Source organism: uncultured Sphingobacterium sp. (assembly GCF_964277905.1).
Classification (GTDB): domain Bacteria; phylum Bacteroidota; class Bacteroidia; order Sphingobacteriales; family Sphingobacteriaceae; genus Sphingobacterium; species Sphingobacterium siyangense.
This window is the reverse complement of the sequence record NZ_CAXYKD010000032.1, coordinates 112,290-134,462: the sequence shown is the minus strand read 5'-3', so window position 1 is coordinate 134,462 and position 22,173 is coordinate 112,290. Positions and strand designations below refer to the sequence as shown.

Below are 22,173 nucleotides of genomic sequence, written 5' to 3'. Positions count from 1 at the left end.
ATATCTTTACTGAACTGTAAAAGTTTGTTTAAAGATACAATATATACATAAATAAAAGATTATGAAAAAGATTTTACCAGCATTACTTTTGATTTGTGGTAGCGTAGCAACGGCACAGGCGCAGCTTTTGCCAGGGTTTGAGGTGGGTGTAAAAGGAGGCTTGAACTTCTCTAAACTTAAAAGCGATGGAAAATATTTCAATTCTGACACGAAAGCAGGCTACCAAGCAGGTCTTTATGGACGTGTTGGTGTATTGGGATTCCATATTCAGCCTGAGGTTTACTTAACAGGTAAAAACACGACAGTGAAAGCAGAAAATGGCGAATCGACAGATGTAAAATTTACAACGGTCGATGTTCCAGTATTATTAGGCAAACGCTTTGGTTTAGGTCCGATTGGAGCAAGGATTCAAACTGGCCCAATATTTTCATTTAAAGTCGATGACAAGCAAGATAAAGTCATTGACCAATTGAACCCAAATAACTACAAAAAAAGTGGTACATCTTGGGCATTTGGTGTAGGTGCTGACATTTCAAGCTTACGTGTCGATGTAAGATACGAAATGGGCTTAAACAAAGTCAACAATGAGAGTCAGGCAAATCCCAAAATCAACATGTGGAGTATCGGTTTAGGCTATAGATTATTCAGTATCTTATAGTTCTTTAAACCTTGTTCATATACTGTTTAAAAGTCCGTTTTTATTCAAAACGGACTTTTTATTTCAATAAACTTTAGAACCGTTCTAAATTATTGCTTTTTCTTGTCAAAATGGTATCATATTTAATAGCAAATAGTAGATTTGCCTAATTCAAATTAAATTACAAGGATAATGAGTAAATCAAAGCCAGTTTTCAGTTCTTCGATTGGGAAGAAGCTAATCATGAGCTTAACAGGAATCTTCCTATGTTTATTCCTAGTTGTTCACTTGGTTGGTAACTTGCAATTATTTAAAGATGATGCGGGTCTAGCGTTCAACAAGTACGCCTATTTTATGACTCACTTTACACCAATCAAAGTTGTTTCTTACTTATTGTATGCTTCGGTAATTGTTCACGTCATCTACGCTATTACATTGTCGATGAAAAACAAGGCCGCTCGTCCTATTGGTTATGCCAAATATGATGGTCAAGCAAACAGCAAGTGGAATTCACGCAACATGGGTATCTTAGGTACTGTCATTTTAGTATTCTTAGCTACGCACATGTCTAATTTTTGGTGGAAGTTTCACAATGATGAAGTGCCGTACATCGAATACCGTACTGATTTGGCAACTGGACAAACCACAGCGAGAGAACTTCAAGCTTCTGAATTCCACGACTACCAAGAAACGGTAGAAAACAATGTTCAAATCTTAAAAGCGAGAGATTTGTACAAGCAAGTTGACTTTGCATTCAAAAATGTTGCATTGGTAGCTTTGTATGTTATTGCGATGGCAGCTTTGGCATTCCACTTAATTCATGGTTTCCAATCTGCATTCCAAACTTTAGGTTTTAACCACAGAAGATATATTGGAATCATCAGAGCAATCGGTGTTTGGGTATTTGGGGTATTAATTCCAATTGGCTTTGCAATAATGCCATTGTTTTTCTTCTTTAAATAATTCAGAATCTTTTAAGATAAAGCTCAGGCTTTATCGATCAATATAAAATTAAGAGATATGTTAGATTCAAAAGTACCAGCGGGCCCATTAGCCCAAAAGTGGTCAAATTATAAATTTAATCTTAAGTTGGTTAACCCTGCTAACAAACGTAAATTTACTGTTATTGTTGTTGGTACAGGTCTTGCTGGTGCATCTGCAGCGGCATCTTTAGCCGAATTAGGATATAATGTAATTACCTTCTGTTACCAAGATTCACCTCGTCGTGCGCACTCTATTGCGGCACAAGGTGGTATTAACGCAGCAAAAAGCTACCAAAACGACGGAGACTCTGTTTTCCGTTTATTCTACGATACAATCAAAGGTGGTGACTACCGCTCACGTGAGGCAAACGTTTACCGTTTGGCAGAAGTATCTGTCAACATCATTGACCAATGTGTTGCTCAAGGTGTTCCATTTGCGCGTGAATACGGAGGTCTATTGGACAACCGTTCTTTCGGTGGAGCGCAAGTTAGCCGTACCTTCTATGCCCGTGGTCAAACGGGTCAACAATTATTGTTGGGCGCTTATTCAGCATTAAACCGTCAAATCAAAAAAGGAAAAGTAAAATCTTATACGCGTCATGAGATGTTAGACTTGGTTATGATCGATGGTCATGCTAAAGGTATCGTAACTCGTGACTTAGTTTCAGGTAAAATCGAAACTCATGCTGCACATGCAGTATTGATGTGTACTGGTGGTTACGGTAACGTATTCTTCTTGTCTACAAATGCAATGGGATGTAACGTTACAGCAGCTTGGAGAGCACACAAACGTGGTGCTTACTTTGCGAACCCTTGTTATACTCAAATTCACCCAACGTGTATCCCGGTAACAGGAGATCACCAATCTAAATTGACATTGATGTCAGAGTCTTTACGTAATGACGGCCGTGTATGGGTTCCTAAAACTCAAGAAATGGCAGAAAGATTACGTAAAGGTGAGATCAAAGCCAATGATATCAAAGAAGACGACAGAGATTATTTCTTGGAGCGTAAATACCCTTCATTCGGTAACTTGGTACCACGTGACGTAGCATCTCGTAATGCAAAAGAAGCTGTTGATGATGGTCGTGGTGTTGGTAAAACTGGTTTCGCCGTATTCTTGGATTTTAAAGAAGCTATCGGTCGTCTAGGCGAAGATGCAGTACGTGCTAAATACGGTAACTTATTTGACATGTACTACCAAATCACCGACGAGAACCCATACAAACAACCAATGCGTATCTACCCAGCTGTTCACTACACAATGGGTGGGGTATGGGTTGACTACAACTTGATGACTACAATCCCTGGTTTGTATGCTTTAGGTGAGTGTAACTTCTCTGACCACGGTGCAAACCGTTTAGGTGCATCGGCGTTGATGCAAGGTCTTGCCGATGGTTATTTTGTAATCCCTTACACTGTGGGTGATTACTTAGCTAAATTAGGTTCATTTGCGCCAGTAGATCATAGCCATCCAGCTTTCGAAGCTACTCGTAAGGAAGTTGAAGACAAAATCAACAAATTGTTGTCTTTAAACGGTACAGAAACTGTTGATGATATCCACAAAAAACTAGGTCTCATCATGTGGGAATATTGTGGTATGGCTCGTACGGCTGAAGGATTACAAAAGGCACAAGGTTTGATCCAAGAGTTGAAAAAAGAATTCTGGACAAACGTTAGAGTGCTTGGAGAAAACGAAGAATTAAATCTTTCTTTAGAAAAAGCTGGTCGCGTAGCTGACTTCTTAGAATTGGGTGAGTTAATGGTTGTTGATGCATTGCAACGCGCTGAGTCTTGTGGTGGTCACTTCCGTTTAGAAAGCCAAACTGAAGAAGGTGAAGCAAAACGTAATGATGATGAATTCGCCTATGTATCTGCTTGGGAATACAAAGGAGACAATGTACCTGAGGAATTACACAAGGAAGACTTGGTATTCGAGAACGTTCAGTTAACACAAAGAAGTTATAAATAAGAAGGAAAATTATCATGGCACAACATATGAATTTAACGCTGAAAGTTTGGCGTCAAAAAAATGATAAAGATAAAGGTCAATTTGTAACTTATCAGGCAAACGATATCGCTGATGATATGTCTTTCTTAGAGATGCTTGATATTGTCAATGAAGAATTGACTCGTAAAGGAGAAGATCCTGTATATTTCGATCACGACTGTCGTGAAGGTATCTGTGGGATGTGTTCATTAGTAATCAATGGTCGCCCTCACGGTCCTAAAGAAGGTACCACAACATGTCAATTGCACATGCGTAGCTTCCACGATGGACAGACAATCGTCATCGAACCTTGGAGAGCTGCTGCATTCCCAGTGTTGAAAGACCTTGCAACAGACCGTACGGCTTTTGATCGCATTCAACAAGCAGGTGGATATGTAAATATCAATACAGGTGGTGTTCCTGATGCCAACACGATTCCTATCCCCAAACGTATTGCTGATGAAGCTTTCGAATCGGCTACATGTATCGGTTGTGGTGCTTGTGTTGCTGCATGTAAAAATGCTTCTGCAATGTTATTTGTATCTGCAAAAGTCTCTCAATTTGCCTTATTACCTCAAGGCCAAACTGAGCGTTACGAACGTGCACAGGCAATGGTAGATCAAATGGATGCAGAAGGTTTCGGTAACTGTACCAACACGGGAGCTTGCGAAGCAGAATGTCCTGTAGGTATTAAGTTAACAAATATTGCTCGTCTAAACCGCGAGTATTTGACTGCTAAAATCTTCCGTCAAGAAGAGCCACACGTTTAATTAGCATATTAAATCCTTCATGTTTTCGCTAGCATCAACAGCTACGAAAACCTAATGAAGATTCTTTCTGGCCCATAAAAATAGGTAATTCAGAAAAATAATATAAAAGTCCTTGCCCTAAGAAAGCAAGGACTTTTTTTTATATTTACAATAATGTAAATTGACGAACGTGAATTCTGGTATAAAAATTCGATTACTCCTACTTATCTTGACTTTATGCTTTATAGGAACAGCTATCACCATTAAAGAATCTGTTACCAATAAGGAAATATTAGACATTGATACAAAATCACTCAATGATTATATCGCTCAACAAGAGAAAAAAGTCGATCGAATTTTCAATGATTCACTCCTGCTCAAAACGTTTAAAAACTACGATCAGTATCCGATAGCAGTTTATCAGGCCTTCGAAAAGTTTAAAACCAATGAGAAGGTTTATTTATTTCTCTTTAAGGACCATGAACCGAAGATGTGGAGCACGCATCTATTCGTGCCTATCACAGATCAGGGATTTCCAGAAAAATCCAATTTTATTCAGGACGATAACCGCTCTTATGTTGTTCGAAAAAAAACAATTGGCAATATCAGTATACTCGCCTATATTATTGTAAAAGGCTATACAAACAACAACAACCCCTATTTAAATAGCTCTTTGCGGAGAAACTTCTTCGACTCCAGAAATATTGACATTGCCTCCTATACAGACACGGTCACCATTAAAAATATTTATAGCAATGAGGGGTCTTATCTGTTCTCCGTTAAGCTAAAAGATGGAGAACATGAAAACGCCTATACAATTTTGCAATTCTTCTGCTGGCTACTTGCCTGGATCGCGTTACTGATCTTCTTCAATAGCCTCTGCTTACATATGGCCAAGACAGGAAGGGCCTGGTGGTCTGCGATACTGCTATTGTCGATATTTAGCCTTGTCAAATTTGCCGATCTTACGTGGAACCTGCTGTCCGAAAATGCGACATTTTCAATTTTCGATTCGCGGAATTACGCCTATAATCGCTTCTTCCCCAATATATGGTCCGTGATGTCCACCACCATATTGGTACTATGGTTGGTTCTATTTATCTATTCAATTCGCAAAGAGCTCAACTTTGACAAAATAAAAAACATCCGGCTCTTTAGAATTCCTATCGCAATCGGATTTATTCTAAGTATATATCTATCGTTCGGTCTATTGTATGATATCGCTGGTACATTGATTACACACTCCAACAACATCTATTTTGATTTCACAAAACTTGTCGATTTACATTTCTTAAGTTGGGTAGATCTAGGCATTGTTGGCATGGGTATTTTGGCCTTAAGTATCTACATTGATCTTGTCCTATTTTTTCTTAAAAAATTAGAATTAAAACCGACGCAGCTACTCAATATTCAACTGGCATGTGTCATTTTTGTCATCCTGATCATTTCCTTTTATATAGAGAAAAATAGCCTGGTCAATTTGCTACTTGCGCTGATCATCCTTATTAAATCATTTGGCGAGAAGTATTTCGACAGACATATATTAACAAATTATATTGCTGTACTGATACTTTGGGCAATCATAAGTGCGATCACGCACGCACGTTTCTATCAGGAACGGAACTTAATCGACATGAAAATCTTGTTGAGTAATCTACAATCAGAAGATGATGCCAATGCTGTTTCATTATTCTCTGATATTGAAAGTAGCTTAGCAAACGATCAAGAATTAAAACACTTATTTAATATCAGCCTTCCCTATACCAATACCGAGGGAATCAACGATTTTATCAAGAAAAAATACTTTAGTGGCTATCTTTCCAAGTACGAGTTCAAAGCATATTATTATGATCAAAATAATATTCCGCTCAATCCAGCCAGTCAGAATAAGATCAATGAATATCGAGAAAAGGTAATTAACAAGTCGATAAAAGTCACTCAGAACTTCTACCGTGCCAGTGCGGAACTAGGCACGCATGAATACTTCTCCATCATTCCTGTCACCATTGACCAAAATAGGATTGTCAACGTTATCATCAATCTTTCCAATAAAGATTTTAGTTATACGGTTCCCTATCCCGAAATCCTCACCGATATGCGGATCAACAATTCGCAATATTATAATAAAGGGGATTATTCAATAGCCCTCTATAAAGGAGGTTCTTTAATAACACAGTTTGGGAAATATACCTACGAGAACAATTTAAGGGGGCTGAAAGGTGTTCCAGGAGAATATATTCAAGTACTGGACCGTGATGCATACCTACATATGGCTTATGTTGCCAATAAATTCTCAACATATGTTATCAGTAAACAAAAACCTTCTTTTTGGGATTATCTAGCGACCACTTCATTTTTGTTCCTGGTATTTTTTATGATTTTCATGTTTTTCCATTTCATAAAATCATTCTATATCTTTCTTAAGAATACCAAGCTAACTTTCCGTAATTTAAAATATCAGTTCTACAAAATAGTAAATAAAATACAGTACTCTACACGTATTCAGACCTCCATTATCTCATCGGTAATACTGGCAATCCTTATATCAGCGGTAATTTCGTATATAAGTATCAACAAGCAGCTTTATAATAATAATAAGGCAAGTAAGGAACGTTTTATTATCGAATTGGGCAAACGGATGGAAAATATGTTGACCTACACAGACGAAACATCCACCGAGACGCAGCTTATCAGCATGCTCAAGACATTATCTGAAACAATTTCCAAAGACTTCAATCTTTATTCCAAATCAGGCAGGTTACTTTATAGCTCGCAGCGTAGAATCTACGATCTGGAACTTTTCTCTACTTTCATTAATCCAGCTGCACTGAAGAATCTTTCTATCTTAAAAAAATCGGAGACGATTGAAGATGAGCGTATAGGCACTTTTCAATTTGAGACCAGTTATGCCACCATTAGGGACAAAAACTACAATACACTCGCTTATATAGGCATACCAAACTTCTCGCTTCAGAAGGAAGAAAATATCAATAAGAATCTTCTTTTAAATACAATAGTGAACATTTATTCGCTGATCATCATAGGCTTTGGTTTTTATGCGACATTTGTGGCCAACAGTGTCACCAATCCATTGAGCATCATCAGTAAGAAGATCTCACAACTACGCCTGGGACAACCCAACGAACCTCTGTTTTGGCAACGAAATGATGAAATAGGTACATTGATCAAAGAATATAATCTCATGATCATAAAACTTGAGGACTATGCCAATAAAATCAAAGATACTGAGCGCGAATCCACTTGGCGTGAGATGGCTCAACAGATAGCCCATGAAATCAAAAATCCGCTGACTCCAATGAAATTAGGTATTCAGCAACTCCGTAGATCGTACAAAGATGAAGACCCCAAATTTCCGGATCGCTTCAATAAATTCTCCACTTCATTTATCGAACAAATCGATGCATTGACGCATATTGCCTCAGAATTTTCGCACTTCGCAAAATTCCCAAATACGGTAATGGAAAACATCAATATTGTAGAAAAAGTAACAAAGTCCATTTCCTTGTACAACAATACACCAAATGTAAGTATTCGTCTCATTAACAATGCCGATCACAAAACCCTTATTGTTAAGGCTGATGGTAATGAGTTATTGAGAACCTTCAATAATTTAATAAAAAATGCGATTGAAGGAGGTTATGGGCGAAAAAACATGAAGATCGAGATTTCCATTGAACGCTACTCAGACAAATTTGTCAAGATAGACATCAAAGACAATGGTTATGGAATTCCCAAAGAGATGCAGGATAAAATTTTCCAGATTAATTTCACGACAAAAAGTTCAGGAAACGGTTTAGGACTAGTTCTTGTCAAAAAAACAATTGAAGCCAGTAATGGGCAAATTTATTTTGAGACTGTAGAAGGTGAAGGTACAACGTTCCATATACTGCTTCCTTTGCAACAGATAGAGTCTTAATATGTGTAGATAGCAATCAACAAAAATAAGACATCGAAGAAAGCTTGTATGCGCTCCATCTTCAGTGTCTCTAAATTAGGACCTACTGCTCCATTTGTGTAAAGAAGAAGCTGTCACACCAACTGATTTAGATAAAAATATAGCGTTCAATTAGGGTATAACTCAAACACTGATAGCATAAAACTAACCAGTTAATGGATAGCCTTATTATTTTGCTTTAAGGATCAGTATAACAAGAACAGTATACTATAAACAAAAAACCTCTTTGCATGACCGCAAAGAGGTTTTTTGTTTATAGTGTATCTAATGTTTAACGCAATACAACAGTAGATCGTCCCATGATTGCATTATCTTCATATAATAAAACCGTATAGGCCCCTTTAGAGAATCCTTCTTCTGCTGCCCAATAGACGATATAGTCTTCACCTTTGTTGGTAAATAAAATATTGTGTTTAAAAGTATATTGTAATTTCTCGCCATGTACATAGAAAATATTATCACCTTGCACGACCAGATTTCCCTGTGGATCGATAATTCTAACATATATATCACGTTCTCCACTTTTAGCCAACGGATTATCAGCAATGGTAAAGTTGATTTTTAACTTATCGATTTTTTTAGCACGTTCTTCTACAAATTCTTTTCCATTCTTTTTGACTTCAAGGCCATTTATACTGATGCTTGAAACCTTTAATGCTGAAGCAGTCGCAACCTTCTCTTTCAGATCCGAATTTGATGTAACTAATGAAGTAATCTGTTTTTCTTTTTCGACAACAGATTCGTTCAAGTTGGAGTTTTGCTTCGATAAAATCTGATTTTCCTGAATCAGCCGTTGCACATTTACACGATAAGTATCCACCTGCTTCTTAAGCTGATTGATCTTGTGCTGTGCTTCATCGATATCTTTCGCAGTAATACTCTTATTTTCAAGTTTTTTACGAAGCTCTGCGATCTCAGCTCTAGAATCATCCTTCTGCACGGACATCTCTGGAGTCAATTGAACATTTTCTACATCAATTTTATCCAATTCAGCTTCAATACGATCGATTTGTACCTGCAAATTTTCTTTTTCTACTGTAAGTGTATAGACCTTTTCACCATTGGTCTTAAACTTGACATAAAAATATATATTCGTTGCAAGTAATGCTGCTATCGCAATGATAAAGAAGTAAATCTTCGAAGAATCTTTCTTCTTCTCTTCTTCTTTCTTACTCGAAACAACTTCTGAATTTATCATAATATACTGTCATATTCATAGGTATAAATCTATAAATTTATACTATTGAATGTTTAAACAAAAATTATTCCAGTTTTATTTTTTATTACCAATTATGAATTATTCAAAATAATTCAAGGTCTCAAATCCGCCTTGTTTTAAGTATTCTTCCTTTCTCATCAGGTGAAGATCGGATTGTACCATATCTGTTACCAACATCTGAAGATCATATTTTGGCGTCCATCCAAGTTTTGTATTTGCTTTAGTCGGATCACCAATTAGTAAATCGACTTCAGTTGGCCTATAATATGCTGGATCAACTTTGACAACAGTCTGACCGAATTTAATCAGCGATTTATCAATATTTAACTGGGCTAGGCGCTCCTCGTCAATATCGATAATTACCCCCTTCTCCTGCTCTCCCTTTCCACTGAACTCAATCTCAATTCCCAATTCTGCAAAAGCCATGCGAACAAAGTCCCTTACAGTTGTTGTCACACCTGTAGCAATCACAAAATCTTCTGCGGTTTCTTGTTGTAGAATCAACCACATTGCTTCTACATAATCTTTGGCATGCCCCCAATCGCGTTGTGCCGACAGATTACCAAGATACAATTTATCCTGCAGCCCTAGCGCGATTTTTGCCACAGCCCTGGTGATTTTACGTGTCACAAAAGTCTCTCCCCTTACAGGGCTCTCGTGATTGAATAAAATTCCATTACAAGCATACATCTTATAGGCTTCACGATAATTGACAGTAATCCAATAACCGTACATTTTTGCTACAGCATAAGGACTTCGCGGATAAAAAGGTGTTGTTTCACTTTGTGGAACCGCTTGCACCAATCCATAAAGCTCGGACGTAGAAGCCTGATAGATACGGGTTTTCTCAATCATTCCCAATAACCTGACTGCTTCAAGAATCCGCAACGTACCGATACCATCGGCATTTGCAGTATATTCCGGCGTGTCAAAACTAACTTTTACGTGAGATTGCGCCGCAAGATTGTAAATCTCGTCAGGCTGTGTTTCCTGTATAATACGGATTAAGTTGGTTGAATCCGTCAAATCACCAAAATGCAATGTGAAATTTCTATTGTCAAGATGGGGATCTTGATAAAGATGATCAATACGATCTGTATTGAATAAAGAACTGCGACGCTTTAAACCGTGTACTTTGTAACCTTTCTTCAATAGGAATTCTGCTAGATAGGCACCATCTTGTCCTGTTATACCTGTTATTAAAGCAGTTTTCGTGTTTTGTTCAGCCATGTTTCTCTCTAGATTAAGCAATACCTGACGAAATCGTTAGGTATATATCCCATTTTCATACTTAAAATAAGCTTATCCGCCCACAAGATTATCATGCATAGTTGGCTTTTTCACTGTATCGGTAAATTCCGCAGCCTATGGCACAAATAAATCATAATGAATTGGGAGTGTAAAAGTATTAAATTTTAAACAAAAAAAGCTATAGGAATTCCTATAGCTTTCTGTTATTCTTCTTTTATCGCTTACGTTTAGTTCGAACGCGTAAAATTAAACACTAAATACGCTTCTCCGTTAGCAACAGTCAATGGCATACGCATAACTAATTTATTCCCATCCGAATAAGATAAATCCAAACGGTAACCTGTTGTTACGTTCTTCGCTTTATCGCCTGCATAAATCTTTTTAAATTGAAACTGAGGTTCTCCTAAGCCTTTTCCAGGATTATAGATAGACCAAAAGATCTCACGTGATGCACCCGGAGCACATAAAGTTCCTTGCGCATTAAAAGTGATAGATCCTTTACCATTTCCAATAAAATTCCATGTACTACCTACGAAACATTCTGCAGGAGCTTCTTCAAATACACTTTTAATCGTGAATGAAGAAGGTAAATTCTCTCTATCGATTGTATTCAACGTCCATGTACCTTTTACAGCGGATTTCCAATCCGAAGCGCTTGGACCAGAAGCTGCACTCGTGTTGGAAGAAGGATTTCCAGTTGATGTACCTTGCTTTTGTGCTCCACAAGAAAATAAGGTCACCGTAGCAAAAATAGTTGCTAATGATAAAACGAATCGATTCATATCTATAAATTTTAATTTCAAATTGTATTTTTGGGGTAAATTAATCCACAAAACATGAAAATTACAGCCAAAAATCATACCATAAGCAAAATAATCGCAAAAACGCTGTTAAGGTTATTTATCATTTTATTGGCCTTTGCTTCTTATCCGCTTTTTTTAGGACAGGAAGCAAAAAGCAAATTGAATCAAATCAGCCTTGCTTTTACGAACAAGATAGCTCTCATCGCTCCTGTCTTGTTATTTTGCTTCATCATTGGATTAATGATCGCTGTGCTCAAGCACAAATATAACAGAATTGACCTAAATTGGCTATTTTCTCTTGCTACTATCTTTGGTATTTTATATTTGATATTATTGTATTCAAGAATTTACCCAACGATTGCTTAAGTGTAATTGCACAATTCGCCAAAGTTTCTAACTTTGGATTCTTCAAAACGCTAATTACAGCCGAACAAGATTGGATGTATAATTTATATGGATAAAAAAAAAGGGCTAAAAATAGCCAAAAATATAGCAAAGATTGTCGTTACTGTGGGGGCCTTATACTGGGTATTCAGTAAGGTATCACTAAAGGATCTGAAAGAAGCGGTAATCAACTCCAATCCGCTCTATCTATTCTTTGCTCTAGTTGCTTATAGTATCTCTATTTTTATTTCCTCTTCGCGCTTATTGACCTTTTTAAAGGCAATCGGTCTGGATGTTACGGAAAAATATAATTTAAAACTATACCAACTTGGCTTATTTTACAACCTCATTTTACCAGGTGGCGTTGGGGGAGATGGTTATAAGATATTCTTCCTCAGGAAACGATTCAATATTAAAGGACGAAAATTATTTACAGCCTTATTTTTAGATAGATTAAGCGGACTATGGGCACTATGCCTAATCATTGCAGCGCTGGTTACCTATATGCCACAGCTAGGGATTCCAAACTATCTGACCATCATATTATTTATTATAGGGAGCATTCTCTATTACTTTATCGTAACCAAGTTCTTTAAGGAATACAAGGCAACATTTCTAAGAGCGCATTTAAAGGCTATTGGTGTACAGTCAATGCAGGTTCTCGCAGCAATTCTCATTCTTTATGCCTTAGGTTTTAGCGGTAAGTTCTCTCCGTACCTATTTTTATTCCTTGCATCTTCTTTGGTTTCAATCATTCCGTTTTCTGTTGGAGGATTGGGCATGCGTGAACTTGTGATTATGTGGGGAGCGGGCATATTCCAGGTAGACTCTCACAATGCGGTTTTGATCACCTTGTTATTTTATATTATTTCCGCTCTCGTTGCTCTTTCGGGGATTTACTTTATCTTTCATCCGCAAGCAATTGGCGAGGACAAATTACCTTCCGCAGAAGAAGTTGAACAAAGTCAAAAACTAGAAGAATAAACATGGCAAATATTATTATTACAGGCGCAAGCAGTGGTGTTGGATTTGAAGCGGTATTGGATTTGACCTCTAAAAAGGACAATAAAGTAATTGCATTGGCTAGATCAGCGGACAAACTGAGAAAACTTCATGAAATTGCCGGTCAGCTAAATTATGATGGTGGCACTTTATATCCGGCCCAATTTGATATTGTCTACGATGACTATGCTACTCTTGTTCCCTTCATCCAATCAAAATTTGATAAGGTTGATATCTTGATTAACAATGCTGGAGCACTCATCAATAAGCCATTTATGGAAACTGATGGAAAGGATTTTGCTGAAATGCTACAAACCAATGTGATGGGACACGTCAATATGATCCAACACGTTGTTCCCATGATGCAATCTGGCTCGCATATTGTCAATATTAGCAGTATGGGCGGATTTCAGGGGTCCATGAAGTTTCCCGGACTTTCGGCATATTCAACCAGCAAAGCTGCATTAGCAGTGCTAACAGAATGCTTAGCGGAGGAATTTAAGGAAAAGGGAATCAAAGTGAACTGTCTAGCCTTAGGATCTGCACAGACTGAAATGTTCGAAGCTGCTTTTCCAGGCGTTGAAGCTGGTACTTTAGCCTTTGAAATGGGACGCTATATTGCAGATTTCGCTCAAAATGGGCATCACTATTTCAATGGGAAAATACTTCCTGTCGCCAATACAACACCCTAACTGGAATAGCGCACTTCAAAGAGATATCCCTTGTTCTAATACAGTCAGGTTGATCTAATATAGTCAGGCCCAATTAATGTACGATTAAATGGTCCCGATTTTTTAAAGCTTATTTGATCCGGAAAAAATATTAAGATTCGCGGCCTTTAGTTGATTAAATCAATTTGTCTTCAGTTTAAGCCATTTCGTAAGGTCATCCATCAATTGTTCATTAAAGCTCTCTGAGTTTTCAAAATATTCTTCAATTTTTCCTGTTTGCGCATTTTGAAAAAGGTGATTCAAATTAGGATAATCCTTAATGATGACGTCGGTGGTGTTTAAATGCAGGTGTTGGAGACAATAGATGTTTTCATTCGCCGGGACTTGAACATCCTTTCCGCCGAAGGAAGCGAAAATCGGTACTTTCACCTGCTTCAGATAATAAGCTGGATCAATGCGAAGAAACGTTCTAAACCAGGGGCTCATCATTGGACTAAGTTTAATCTTCATATCAGGAGTCAGCGGATTCCCGTTATTTTGCTGAATAAGTTCTTTTTCCAACGATTCGGCCAACGCCTTTGGTGGCTCGTCTCTCGATAGAATAGTATACAATTTTCGATTATTTGCTTTATTGGTCTGCAATGCAGCTTCAGATAATCCGCCCGCTTTTCCTAAAGCATAGCTTTGTAAAATCAGCAAAGAATCTCCTTTGATTACAGGTCCAGACAGGAGTGCAATATAGTTTACTTTACTATTCTCGGATGCCACGATTTCGGCAATTAGCGCTCCCTCACTATGGCCAATCATCCCGATTTTATCCACATCAACTACAGCTTTTTTGTTTAGAAAATCAACTGCAGCATTGGCATCCGAAGCAAAGTCAATCGTTGTCGCTAAATTAACTTCTCCTTTGGAGCCACCTACTCCCCTGTCATCGTAACGTAATACGGCAAAACCGTTTTTCGTAAGATGATCAGCAAGCACCTTAAATGGTCTGTGACCAAACACCTCAGAATCTCTATTTTGTTGCCCGCTACCATTGACTAATACCACCGCAGGAAATGGCCCTCCATTTTTAGGATAAGTCAGAGAGCCCGTCAGAAATGCATTGCCTGCACTATTTCTAAACGAAACTTCCTCTTCCGCATAGCTATAAGGGGGGAAAACATCCTGCTTACGAGAAAGCCCACTCTGTTCGTTCTCGCTTCGTACCAAAATCATAGCAGATTCAAAAGGACCTTGTTTCATCACTCCTTTCATAACATCTTTATCCCGATCTAAAAAGCCTGCATACAGAAGACCTATATTCCTAACGTCCATCCAAATGGAATCGTGCTCTATACGTATTTGATTGATTGCAAATTTCTGCGCTGTTTGCATCGGACTCTCAAAGGTTCCATTCCACTTCCCTGCGCTATCTTTTTGAATGTTGAATACTAGCAGCAGCTTCTGCCCCGAAACTTCAACCTCGCCCTTCCATGAGCCATCAAATGTCTGCGCGTGGGTACATGAAAAATGAAAACAAATGATAAATAGATATAAAAATTTTCTCATTGTCGTTTTTTACTAGAAATTAAACTGTATGCATAAATCCAATATAAAATATAATGCCACAAATACTATACTGATTCCAATCTTCTTATTATTAACGGCTACATTCATACCCTTAACCAATAAATAGAATTGGTAGAATAGCAATAACAAACTGATTATTCCAAACATACCAAATAAAAATAGCTCAGTTTTATCAACTCCGGCCAATGTATGATCGCCGTTTTGCACTGCTTTTAATACTTGATCCGTGAATTTATCCTGGTTTAACAACTTCCCTAAAAATAAGGCAAGATAGAGCGGAAATGGTATAATCAAAACGACATTCATGACATCAATGATTCTGGTCTTTCTGTTTAATAACATCCCTGCACCATAGAGAAGTGTAAAAGGAGCCAAAACCATACAGGCATGAACGCCCAAGACAGCCCATATGGAAACCCCTATATCTGGTTTATAGAAATGCATAAATCCATTAAACTGCTGGCCCGATAAATAAATAACATAGCTTGATAACAAAAATCCGCTAACGCCAGCAAAGAATAGTCTCCACTCCGGCAATTCCGCAAATGGATTCTGAAAAATCTGTTTAACTTTCATTTTTTAAGAATTGAGACAAGTTCAACTTTTCGATTTCTACTGGATTTTGGGTTCCAATAAGTAATATCTTACCAGTTTCCAAGGTAAGTTGTAAGCCCATATTACCACGAGCTGAAAAAGCCAGCCCTTTCCGCCCTCTCCGAAACCCCCATCCACCAAACTCACCAATCGGGTTATATTTTCGTACCTCAACAGCACGAATATCTGTCCAACGCATCCTTTTACGATAAAAATTAAATGGAAAAAAATAGACTTCAATTCCATCTTCACGAATAGTAGTTCTTAATCGTAGAACGCCAAACAATCCCCATAATACCAAATTGATCCAAAACCCCGGTAATTGAAATAATGGAGCAAAATTCAACCGCAAGAGCTCATGCCAGTGCACAGAAAAACTGGCCACACTGACAGATAAAAGGATCAGACAGAGCCACCAGCTAAAAAAAGATTGGCTTTCGGTATAAAGCGTATTATTTTTCATCTTGATATAATTCTTTGTTTATCAATCATGCGATTGCCCAGACTGCTAAATACTTCTATTTCTGCCACCATTGTTTGTATGATCAAGAGATTTCAATTTGCGAATCAGATCATCGAGAATATTACGGACCGTCGGATAGGATTTGCCCATCTGATTTGCCATTTCTTTTAAACTCCCTGAGTGCATCAAAAAATTCAGAACAAATTCTTGCTCCTCTATAGTAAGCATCATCAACACAGGTAAAGAAAACTTACCTACAACTTCGGTTTCACAGGAGTCACACACCAATTTGGCGACTTTTAACTTCGCCTCACAACAAGGACAATCAACCGGTATTTTTTTCATTAAATAATAACATTATTAACATTATTAAAGATAATATTAATAATGTTAAAACAAAAGATTATAAAATCAATATTTTTCAAAAATCATTGCTTAATGATATATTTGTATCATTAAATAACGTTTATGAAGAAGTTTTTAGGCTATTTCCTATCTATTATATTTTGGTTTTGTTTTGGTTTATCCCTAATTATTTTCCACCCCATACAGTGGTTATGTTTAAAGCTGGGTGGATACAATGCACATAAAAAGAGTGTAGATATATTGAATGCCTGCCTCGTTGCCTGCTATTACACGCTATTTAATCGGGTGACATTTATCGACAATAAAAATATTCCAACAGGACAACCCATTGTATTTGTAGCAAATCACCAAAGTACTTTTGATATTCCTCCAATGATCTATTTCTTGCGTCGATTTCATGGGAAATTTATTTCTAAAATAGAACTTGCCAGTGGCATACCTAGCATCTCCTTCAACTTAAAACATGGTGGTGCCGCAAATATAGATCGCAATGACCCCAAACAATCTATTGCTGAAATATTGAAACTTGCCAATAATATGAAAACCAAAAACTGGTCCGCGTTTATTTTTCCAGAGGGAACAAGATCGAAAACCGGAAAAATGAAGGCCTTTCATGTTGGTGGAATTGCCACTTTACTAAAGAAAAATCCGAATGCACTCGTTGTTCCTATTGCCATTAGAGGATCATATGAAATGGTACAATATGGCATGTATCCATTAACCCCATTTCTTCATATGACTTGGGAAGTGCTAGATCCGTTGGATACGGAGGGTAAGAATATTGAAGAGATCGTTAAATTAGCTGAGGAAGCAATAAAACTAAAGGTCGAAAAATAGGAATAAGCTACTTGACCTGCCTTCCTTTCCAGTCGTACTTCCCTACATTGCCCAATATGCCTATATAAGCCAGATAAAGGGTATGAGCCAAACTCAATAAAGGAAGATACCATAAGAGTTCCTTTCTGCTTGCGAACCTTGTCAAAGGTTCAATAAAAATAAATTCGACGACCATCTTTAATAGCAACGCAAAAAGTACAACCCAAGCAACGAATTTTACACCGAAAAGAGCAAGAACTGAAGCTACCAAAATCAATAAATTAAAGAACCAAATTGAAATCCCTAATGCGATGACACCTTTATTTTTATATTTGGTACTTTTTGAAGCCCAGCGTCTGCGCTGACTAATGAATGACTTCAAATCCGGTTTGGCATCCGTATAAACAACAGCATCTTTTGATTTACAGAAAGTTATCCGCTCGGGATATTGTTCTGCTACCTTATGTAAAAAAAGCTCATCATCACCGGATGCAAGCTCGTCGATCCCTTTAAATCCGCCCATTTGTTTAAAAATATCCTTTCGATAAGCCAAATTAGCCCCATTACAGGTCGTTGGTTTTTTGTTACCAATACCTGCAGCGCCCAGACCTATCAAATACAAAAATTCTAGGGTCTGCAGTCGTTCAAAAAAACTCTTTTCTTCTGAATACACCACTGGAGAAGATTGTAGATAAGCACCTTCTTTCTCAAATGTGCTGATAACCGTTGCTAACCAGTTCGATCCCATGCGGCAATCTGCATCAGTGGTAATAATAATTTCACCTTGACAGCATTCTATCGCCCTTGAAATTGCTAGTTTCTTATACGAATTCAAACGCCCGTTTTCATTCAATTGAATAAGCTTAACACCTTTCTCTTCATATTCTTTCACAATCAAAGACGTATTGTCGTCTGAATGGTCATCGATAATAATGAGCTCCAGGAGCTCATTAGGATAATTCTGCCCTAGTATGGATTCAATGGTGCGCCTAATATTTAACTCCTCATTCCGCGCAGCGATAATCACAGATACGGTCATTGTTGGCCTAATAGAATGGTTAGGTTCCGAAATCAATGACCAGCCTCTGCGCATCCATAAAACTAGAATTGCATATACGCAGGCAAAAATGATCAATAAATAGTTAAGAATTTGTATCACCGAAAAAATTAATCTTAAAAACAAAAATAGAACCAAATATAGCTGGAAGAATCAAATTAACGAACCAAATACAGGAAACAATAGCCATTACAGCAATTTCTTGTGTGGTAATATAGCTATATAGATTGCTAGCAACAAAACTTCTCACACTGAAATCAAAAATATCCAATGTAGGCAGAGCTGCCTGAACAAAAAACAGGATAAAAATCATCAGAATCATGGATAAAAGTGGTAACTCAGGCAAAGTTAGCTTCATCAAAATGATATACTGCGAAGTAAAAATAACAAATCGCGCCAAAGAATTTAAAAGAACAATACTGAGCTCACGCATTGAATAATGCTCTAATACTTCAAAGAAGGGCTTAATTCGCGTCAAAAACTTAATTTTCCCGACCAATAAATCGATCCATTTTACATTGAAATATAAGATGACAAATCCTCCAGCATAGATAATAGCAAGTAGCCATACCCCAAATTGTACTGTTAAAGGAGTAGAAAGAAATTTACAGATAAACCAAGCGATACTTAGTGATCCCGCAACGCTTGTGAGCACCAATTGCGCAAATAATCCAACGCCCATCGCTACAGCTCCTTTTGCTCGATGTTGGGGCTGTAGAAAAAGTACCCGCCCGCCATATTCTCCAATCCTATTGGGTGTAAAAATAGCCCAGGTAAGCCCGCAGAAAACGGATTGGAAAGCCTTCCAAAATGAAATATGCTCCAGTTTAGATGCAAGATACCGCCATTTCACAACTTCAAGCAACCAATTGACAAGCATTAAAACCACAATTAAAATAAGGGTCCAAACAACCGAATGCTGCTCCAAACCGGCAATTAGGGTTTTGAACTTCTCAATATTGCTCCTATCGGATACCTTCACAACGATATACCAGGTCGCTAGGGCGAAAACCAGTATCTTCAATAAAAGACTGATGTATTTTTTTTGTCTTCCAGTCAACTTTTGATAATTAGAGAGCAATGTTACTAAATTTTAGCCAAATGATTAAGTTTTGTCGAACGCAATCCGCGAATAAAACGCAAAATTTGTATTATTGTATATGCAGAAGGAAAAGGCGAAAGAAAGAATAATTTTAGGTATAGACCCCGGAACAGTAATACTTGGATATGGTATTATCAAAGAAGTCGGCAATAACATATCCTTGGTCTCAATGGGGGTCATCAAAATGGGACATTTAGATGACCATGCCCTAAAACTACAACGTATATTCAAAAAAACTTCTGCTCTAATGCAGGAATACAATCCCGACTGCGTAGCTCTTGAATCACCATTTTATGGCAAAAACATACAGGTCATGCTCAAATTAGGGCGAGCGCAAGGTGTTGCCATGGCGGCGGCCCTGGCGCAGGATATCCCAATCTTTGAATATTCCCCAAGAAAGATAAAACAATCCGTTACAGGGAATGGAAATGCGACAAAGGAGCAGGTTTCCGCTATGCTAAAAAATCTATTAAAATTTGAGGAAACACCACAATTTTTAGATGCCACCGACGGATTGGCAATCGCTGTCTGCCACTCCTTTCAGAAAAATGCAGTATCAGGCAGCAGCAAGTCGTACACTGGATGGTCCGCCTTTATCAAAGACAACAAAGATCGAATCAAGTAATTACATTTGTACCTGACGAATCACATTCTTCACATTCAACTCAACAATATCCGTCATCGTTTTACACTTGAGGTAAGAGTTATTTTGATAAAATTCAGCATAGCCTTCACGTAACTGTTTGATATTCTCCTGCGTCGAAAGGACCTGCGTTTGCGAAGCATCCCTTAGATCAGCGATCCGATGTCTTTCACTTCGGACTCTATGCACAATGGAAGAACGCTCCTCCTGTTGGTATTGCAGCACAGTTTTTTCATTTAGATGTTCCATCGCTAATTTGACATAGGGAAGATTCTCCTTAAAAAATTGAGGCATATATACTTTCGGATTTCCTTCATAAAACTGCTGGTCAAAATCTATTGCCCGAATTCGAAACTGGAAATCATCAAAATCTGGTGTAATCTGCATCACAAAATTGTAGGCCCTCATATCCCCCAACAAGGTAATAATACATCGTTCATTAAACTTGACAAATTCTTTGGAAATCCGGGTCAGATTATAATCAGGCGAGAACATACGTGTTTTCGAAAAAGTGTCCCCGGGGATTCCAACAATATGTTCTTCAACCAAAGTATCATGGTCTACCATATAATTCACCTGATTGGGCGACAATATTTCTTCCAACTCCAATCCATATATTCGCGACGCATCGGCTTGCTTGATGTAAAAATAATCGTACACATCATTTAAACGGTTTACGATACGAATTCGAAATGGTTTAGTATTGCCAAAGCCACAGTACTCTACACGATCAATATACTTATGCTGGACGATTCGCGTATTACCTGATGCTTTCAGTTTAGCATAAATCACCTTCAATCCGTCATATAATTGGTCGATAAGATATTGCGGATACAGTGGAGTCTCCCAAAAAGTATCGTTGCCAAATTTATCCATGACAGGTACTGTCTCCGTAAAATTCAGTAGATCTTTGTATCCTATCGGCAACTTTTCGTCTCGCTGATACAGCTTAAGGTATTTATGAAGCCCTTCCCCTACTTCAAAAATTGGTTTCTTTTTCGAAATCTTTACATCTTGAACTTCTTCCATCTCTATTCCGTATTTTATTTTTCGTTTACTCAAACATCACACAGTCTGCTATATTTTGCCCCATCATATGCTAAATTCGAACTGATTAGATTTTCAATATGCTAACTGTTTTTCCTACTTCTAAAAAAGGCAATACTAAATTAATTTATCATAATCTTGATATCAAACATGAAAACAATCACTTAACCTATAATAAGATCACCATGAAACAATTATAATCACTTTCAATCAAAAACATATAACATTATCAATATGAATAAGTATTTTTTATTAAATTTACATCTATAAACCGAAAATTCTTAGTAATTTTGAAATAAATTTAATTATTTTAGCTATTGGTCAGATCTTGATGCAACGACCAATTAATGAACACAAAAACCATTGTTAATGGAAAATCAATATGCAAACTATGATCTAGACAATTTGGATATCCAAATCTTGTCTATTCTAATGAACGATGCCTCTATTCCTTATACAGAAATAGCAAAAAAGCTAATTGTATCAGGTGGTACAATTCACGTTAGAATGAAGAAGATGGAAGAACTAGGTATCATTAGAGGGTCAAATCTAATTATCAATCCTCAAAAAGTCGGATTTGATATCACGGCCTTTTTGGGTATCTATCTTGAAAAAGGTTCACAATATGCAGATGCGGTAGATAAATTGAAAGAAATCAAAGAAGTGGTCGAATTACACTATTGTACTGGCCAATACAGTATTTTTGCAAAAATTATCTGTAGAGATACAGTTCACCTGAGAAAAGTATTGAATGAAGATATTCAATCCGTACCAGGGATTCAACGTACCGAGACGATCATCTCTCTCGAGGAGAGTATCAAACGTCAAATCAGCTTAGTCTAGTA

21 protein-coding genes are annotated in these 22,173 nt (G+C 37.4%); 11 read left to right on the top strand and 10 right to left on the bottom strand.

Annotated features, from left to right (window positions below; all coding sequences use genetic code 11):
- Positions 1-61 precede the first annotated feature (61 nt).
- The 5 genes from ACHWSC_RS15315 (at position 62) to ACHWSC_RS15295 (ending at position 8,296) form a co-directional block, all read left to right on the top strand.
- On the top strand, positions 62-658 hold the full coding sequence (locus ACHWSC_RS15315; protein ID WP_075990895.1) for a porin family protein: 597 nt from the start codon (positions 62-64) through the stop codon (positions 656-658).
- A 171-nt stretch (positions 659-829) separates the two neighbouring features.
- Positions 830-1,600, top strand: a complete 771-nt coding sequence (locus ACHWSC_RS15310) for a succinate dehydrogenase cytochrome b subunit (RefSeq protein ID WP_046674909.1) — start codon at positions 830-832, stop codon at positions 1,598-1,600.
- A 57-nt stretch (positions 1,601-1,657) separates the two neighbouring features.
- Positions 1,658-3,592: a fumarate reductase/succinate dehydrogenase flavoprotein subunit gene (locus ACHWSC_RS15305; protein ID WP_088160104.1), complete on the top strand. Its 1,935-nt coding sequence runs from the start codon at positions 1,658-1,660 to the stop codon at positions 3,590-3,592.
- A 14-nt stretch (positions 3,593-3,606) separates the two neighbouring features.
- The gene (locus tag ACHWSC_RS15300; protein ID WP_172840644.1) at positions 3,607-4,380 is read left to right on the top strand and encodes a succinate dehydrogenase/fumarate reductase iron-sulfur subunit; all 774 of its coding nucleotides are present in this window, start codon (positions 3,607-3,609) and stop codon (positions 4,378-4,380) included.
- Between the two features lie 169 nt (positions 4,381-4,549).
- Complete coding sequence (locus tag ACHWSC_RS15295; protein WP_394677307.1) at positions 4,550-8,296, top strand: ATP-binding protein; 3,747 nt, start codon at positions 4,550-4,552, stop codon at positions 8,294-8,296.
- 310 nt (positions 8,297-8,606) lie between these two features.
- Here ACHWSC_RS15295 and ACHWSC_RS15290 read toward each other — a convergent pair whose 3' ends face one another.
- From ACHWSC_RS15290 to ACHWSC_RS15280, 3 genes are all read right to left on the bottom strand, one after another.
- Positions 8,607-9,533, bottom strand: coding sequence for a hypothetical protein (locus ACHWSC_RS15290; protein WP_088160102.1), 927 nt, complete (start codon positions 9,531-9,533; stop codon positions 8,607-8,609).
- Positions 9,534-9,632: 99 nt separating this feature from the next.
- Positions 9,633-10,784 (bottom strand): GDP-mannose 4,6-dehydratase, encoded by a 1,152-nt coding sequence (gene gmd, locus ACHWSC_RS15285; RefSeq protein ID WP_046674906.1) that lies wholly within the window; start codon positions 10,782-10,784, stop codon positions 9,633-9,635.
- Between the two features lie 248 nt (positions 10,785-11,032).
- A complete protein-coding gene (locus ACHWSC_RS15280; protein ID WP_075994619.1) occupies positions 11,033-11,587 on the bottom strand; it encodes a lipocalin family protein in 555 nt (184 codons plus the stop codon).
- Positions 11,588-11,641: 54 nt separating this feature from the next.
- Here ACHWSC_RS15280 and ACHWSC_RS15275 point away from each other — a divergent pair, with 54 nt between their 5' ends.
- The 3 genes from ACHWSC_RS15275 (at position 11,642) to ACHWSC_RS15265 (ending at position 13,686) form a co-directional block, all read left to right on the top strand.
- Entirely contained in the window at positions 11,642-11,974 is a 333-nt protein-coding gene (locus ACHWSC_RS15275; RefSeq protein WP_394677306.1) for a hypothetical protein, read from the top strand.
- A gap of 87 nt (positions 11,975-12,061) precedes the next feature.
- On the top strand, positions 12,062-12,976 hold the full coding sequence (locus tag ACHWSC_RS15270) for a lysylphosphatidylglycerol synthase transmembrane domain-containing protein (protein ID WP_394677305.1): 915 nt from the start codon (positions 12,062-12,064) through the stop codon (positions 12,974-12,976).
- A gap of 2 nt (positions 12,977-12,978) precedes the next feature.
- Entirely contained in the window at positions 12,979-13,686 is a 708-nt protein-coding gene (locus ACHWSC_RS15265) for an SDR family oxidoreductase (protein ID WP_075990890.1), read from the top strand.
- Between the two features lie 159 nt (positions 13,687-13,845).
- Here the strand turns inward: ACHWSC_RS15265 and ACHWSC_RS15260 are convergent, their stop codons facing one another.
- The 4 genes from ACHWSC_RS15260 to ACHWSC_RS15245 are packed head-to-tail and all read right to left on the bottom strand — an operon-like array spanning position 13,846 to position 16,642.
- On the bottom strand, positions 13,846-15,219 hold the full coding sequence (locus ACHWSC_RS15260; protein ID WP_394677304.1) for an alpha/beta hydrolase family protein: 1,374 nt from the start codon (positions 15,217-15,219) through the stop codon (positions 13,846-13,848).
- Between the two features lie 12 nt (positions 15,220-15,231).
- Positions 15,232-15,816, bottom strand: coding sequence for a hypothetical protein (locus ACHWSC_RS15255; protein ID WP_394677303.1), 585 nt, complete (start codon positions 15,814-15,816; stop codon positions 15,232-15,234).
- A complete protein-coding gene (locus ACHWSC_RS15250) occupies positions 15,806-16,297 on the bottom strand; it encodes a hypothetical protein (RefSeq protein ID WP_394677302.1) in 492 nt (163 codons plus the stop codon). Before ACHWSC_RS15250 ends, ACHWSC_RS15255 begins: the two co-directional genes overlap by 11 nt.
- A gap of 45 nt (positions 16,298-16,342) precedes the next feature.
- Entirely contained in the window at positions 16,343-16,642 is a 300-nt protein-coding gene (locus tag ACHWSC_RS15245; protein WP_394677301.1) for a DUF2089 family protein, read from the bottom strand.
- A gap of 123 nt (positions 16,643-16,765) precedes the next feature.
- Here ACHWSC_RS15245 and ACHWSC_RS15240 point away from each other — a divergent pair, with 123 nt between their 5' ends.
- Positions 16,766-17,500, top strand: a complete 735-nt coding sequence (locus ACHWSC_RS15240) for a lysophospholipid acyltransferase family protein (RefSeq protein ID WP_075990885.1) — start codon at positions 16,766-16,768, stop codon at positions 17,498-17,500.
- A 7-nt stretch (positions 17,501-17,507) separates the two neighbouring features.
- Here the strand turns inward: ACHWSC_RS15240 and ACHWSC_RS15235 are convergent, their stop codons facing one another.
- Entirely contained in the window at positions 17,508-18,638 is a 1,131-nt protein-coding gene (locus tag ACHWSC_RS15235; protein ID WP_394677300.1) for a glycosyltransferase, read from the bottom strand.
- Positions 18,622-19,596 (bottom strand): lysylphosphatidylglycerol synthase domain-containing protein, encoded by a 975-nt coding sequence (locus tag ACHWSC_RS15230; RefSeq protein WP_075994618.1) that lies wholly within the window; start codon positions 19,594-19,596, stop codon positions 18,622-18,624. Before ACHWSC_RS15230 ends, ACHWSC_RS15235 begins: the two co-directional genes overlap by 17 nt.
- 100 nt (positions 19,597-19,696) lie before the next feature.
- On the opposite strand from ACHWSC_RS15230, the gene ruvC reads away from it, so the two are divergent.
- Entirely contained in the window at positions 19,697-20,263 is a 567-nt protein-coding gene (gene ruvC / locus ACHWSC_RS15225; protein ID WP_088160095.1) for a crossover junction endodeoxyribonuclease RuvC, read from the top strand.
- Here ruvC and ACHWSC_RS15220 read toward each other — a convergent pair whose 3' ends face one another.
- Positions 20,264-21,310: a hypothetical protein gene (locus ACHWSC_RS15220; RefSeq protein WP_046674895.1), complete on the bottom strand. Its 1,047-nt coding sequence runs from the start codon at positions 21,308-21,310 to the stop codon at positions 20,264-20,266.
- A gap of 387 nt (positions 21,311-21,697) precedes the next feature.
- On the opposite strand from ACHWSC_RS15220, the gene ACHWSC_RS15215 reads away from it, so the two are divergent.
- Positions 21,698-22,171, top strand: coding sequence for an Lrp/AsnC ligand binding domain-containing protein (locus tag ACHWSC_RS15215; RefSeq protein ID WP_046674894.1), 474 nt, complete (start codon positions 21,698-21,700; stop codon positions 22,169-22,171).
- Positions 22,172-22,173: the final 2 nt, after the last annotated feature.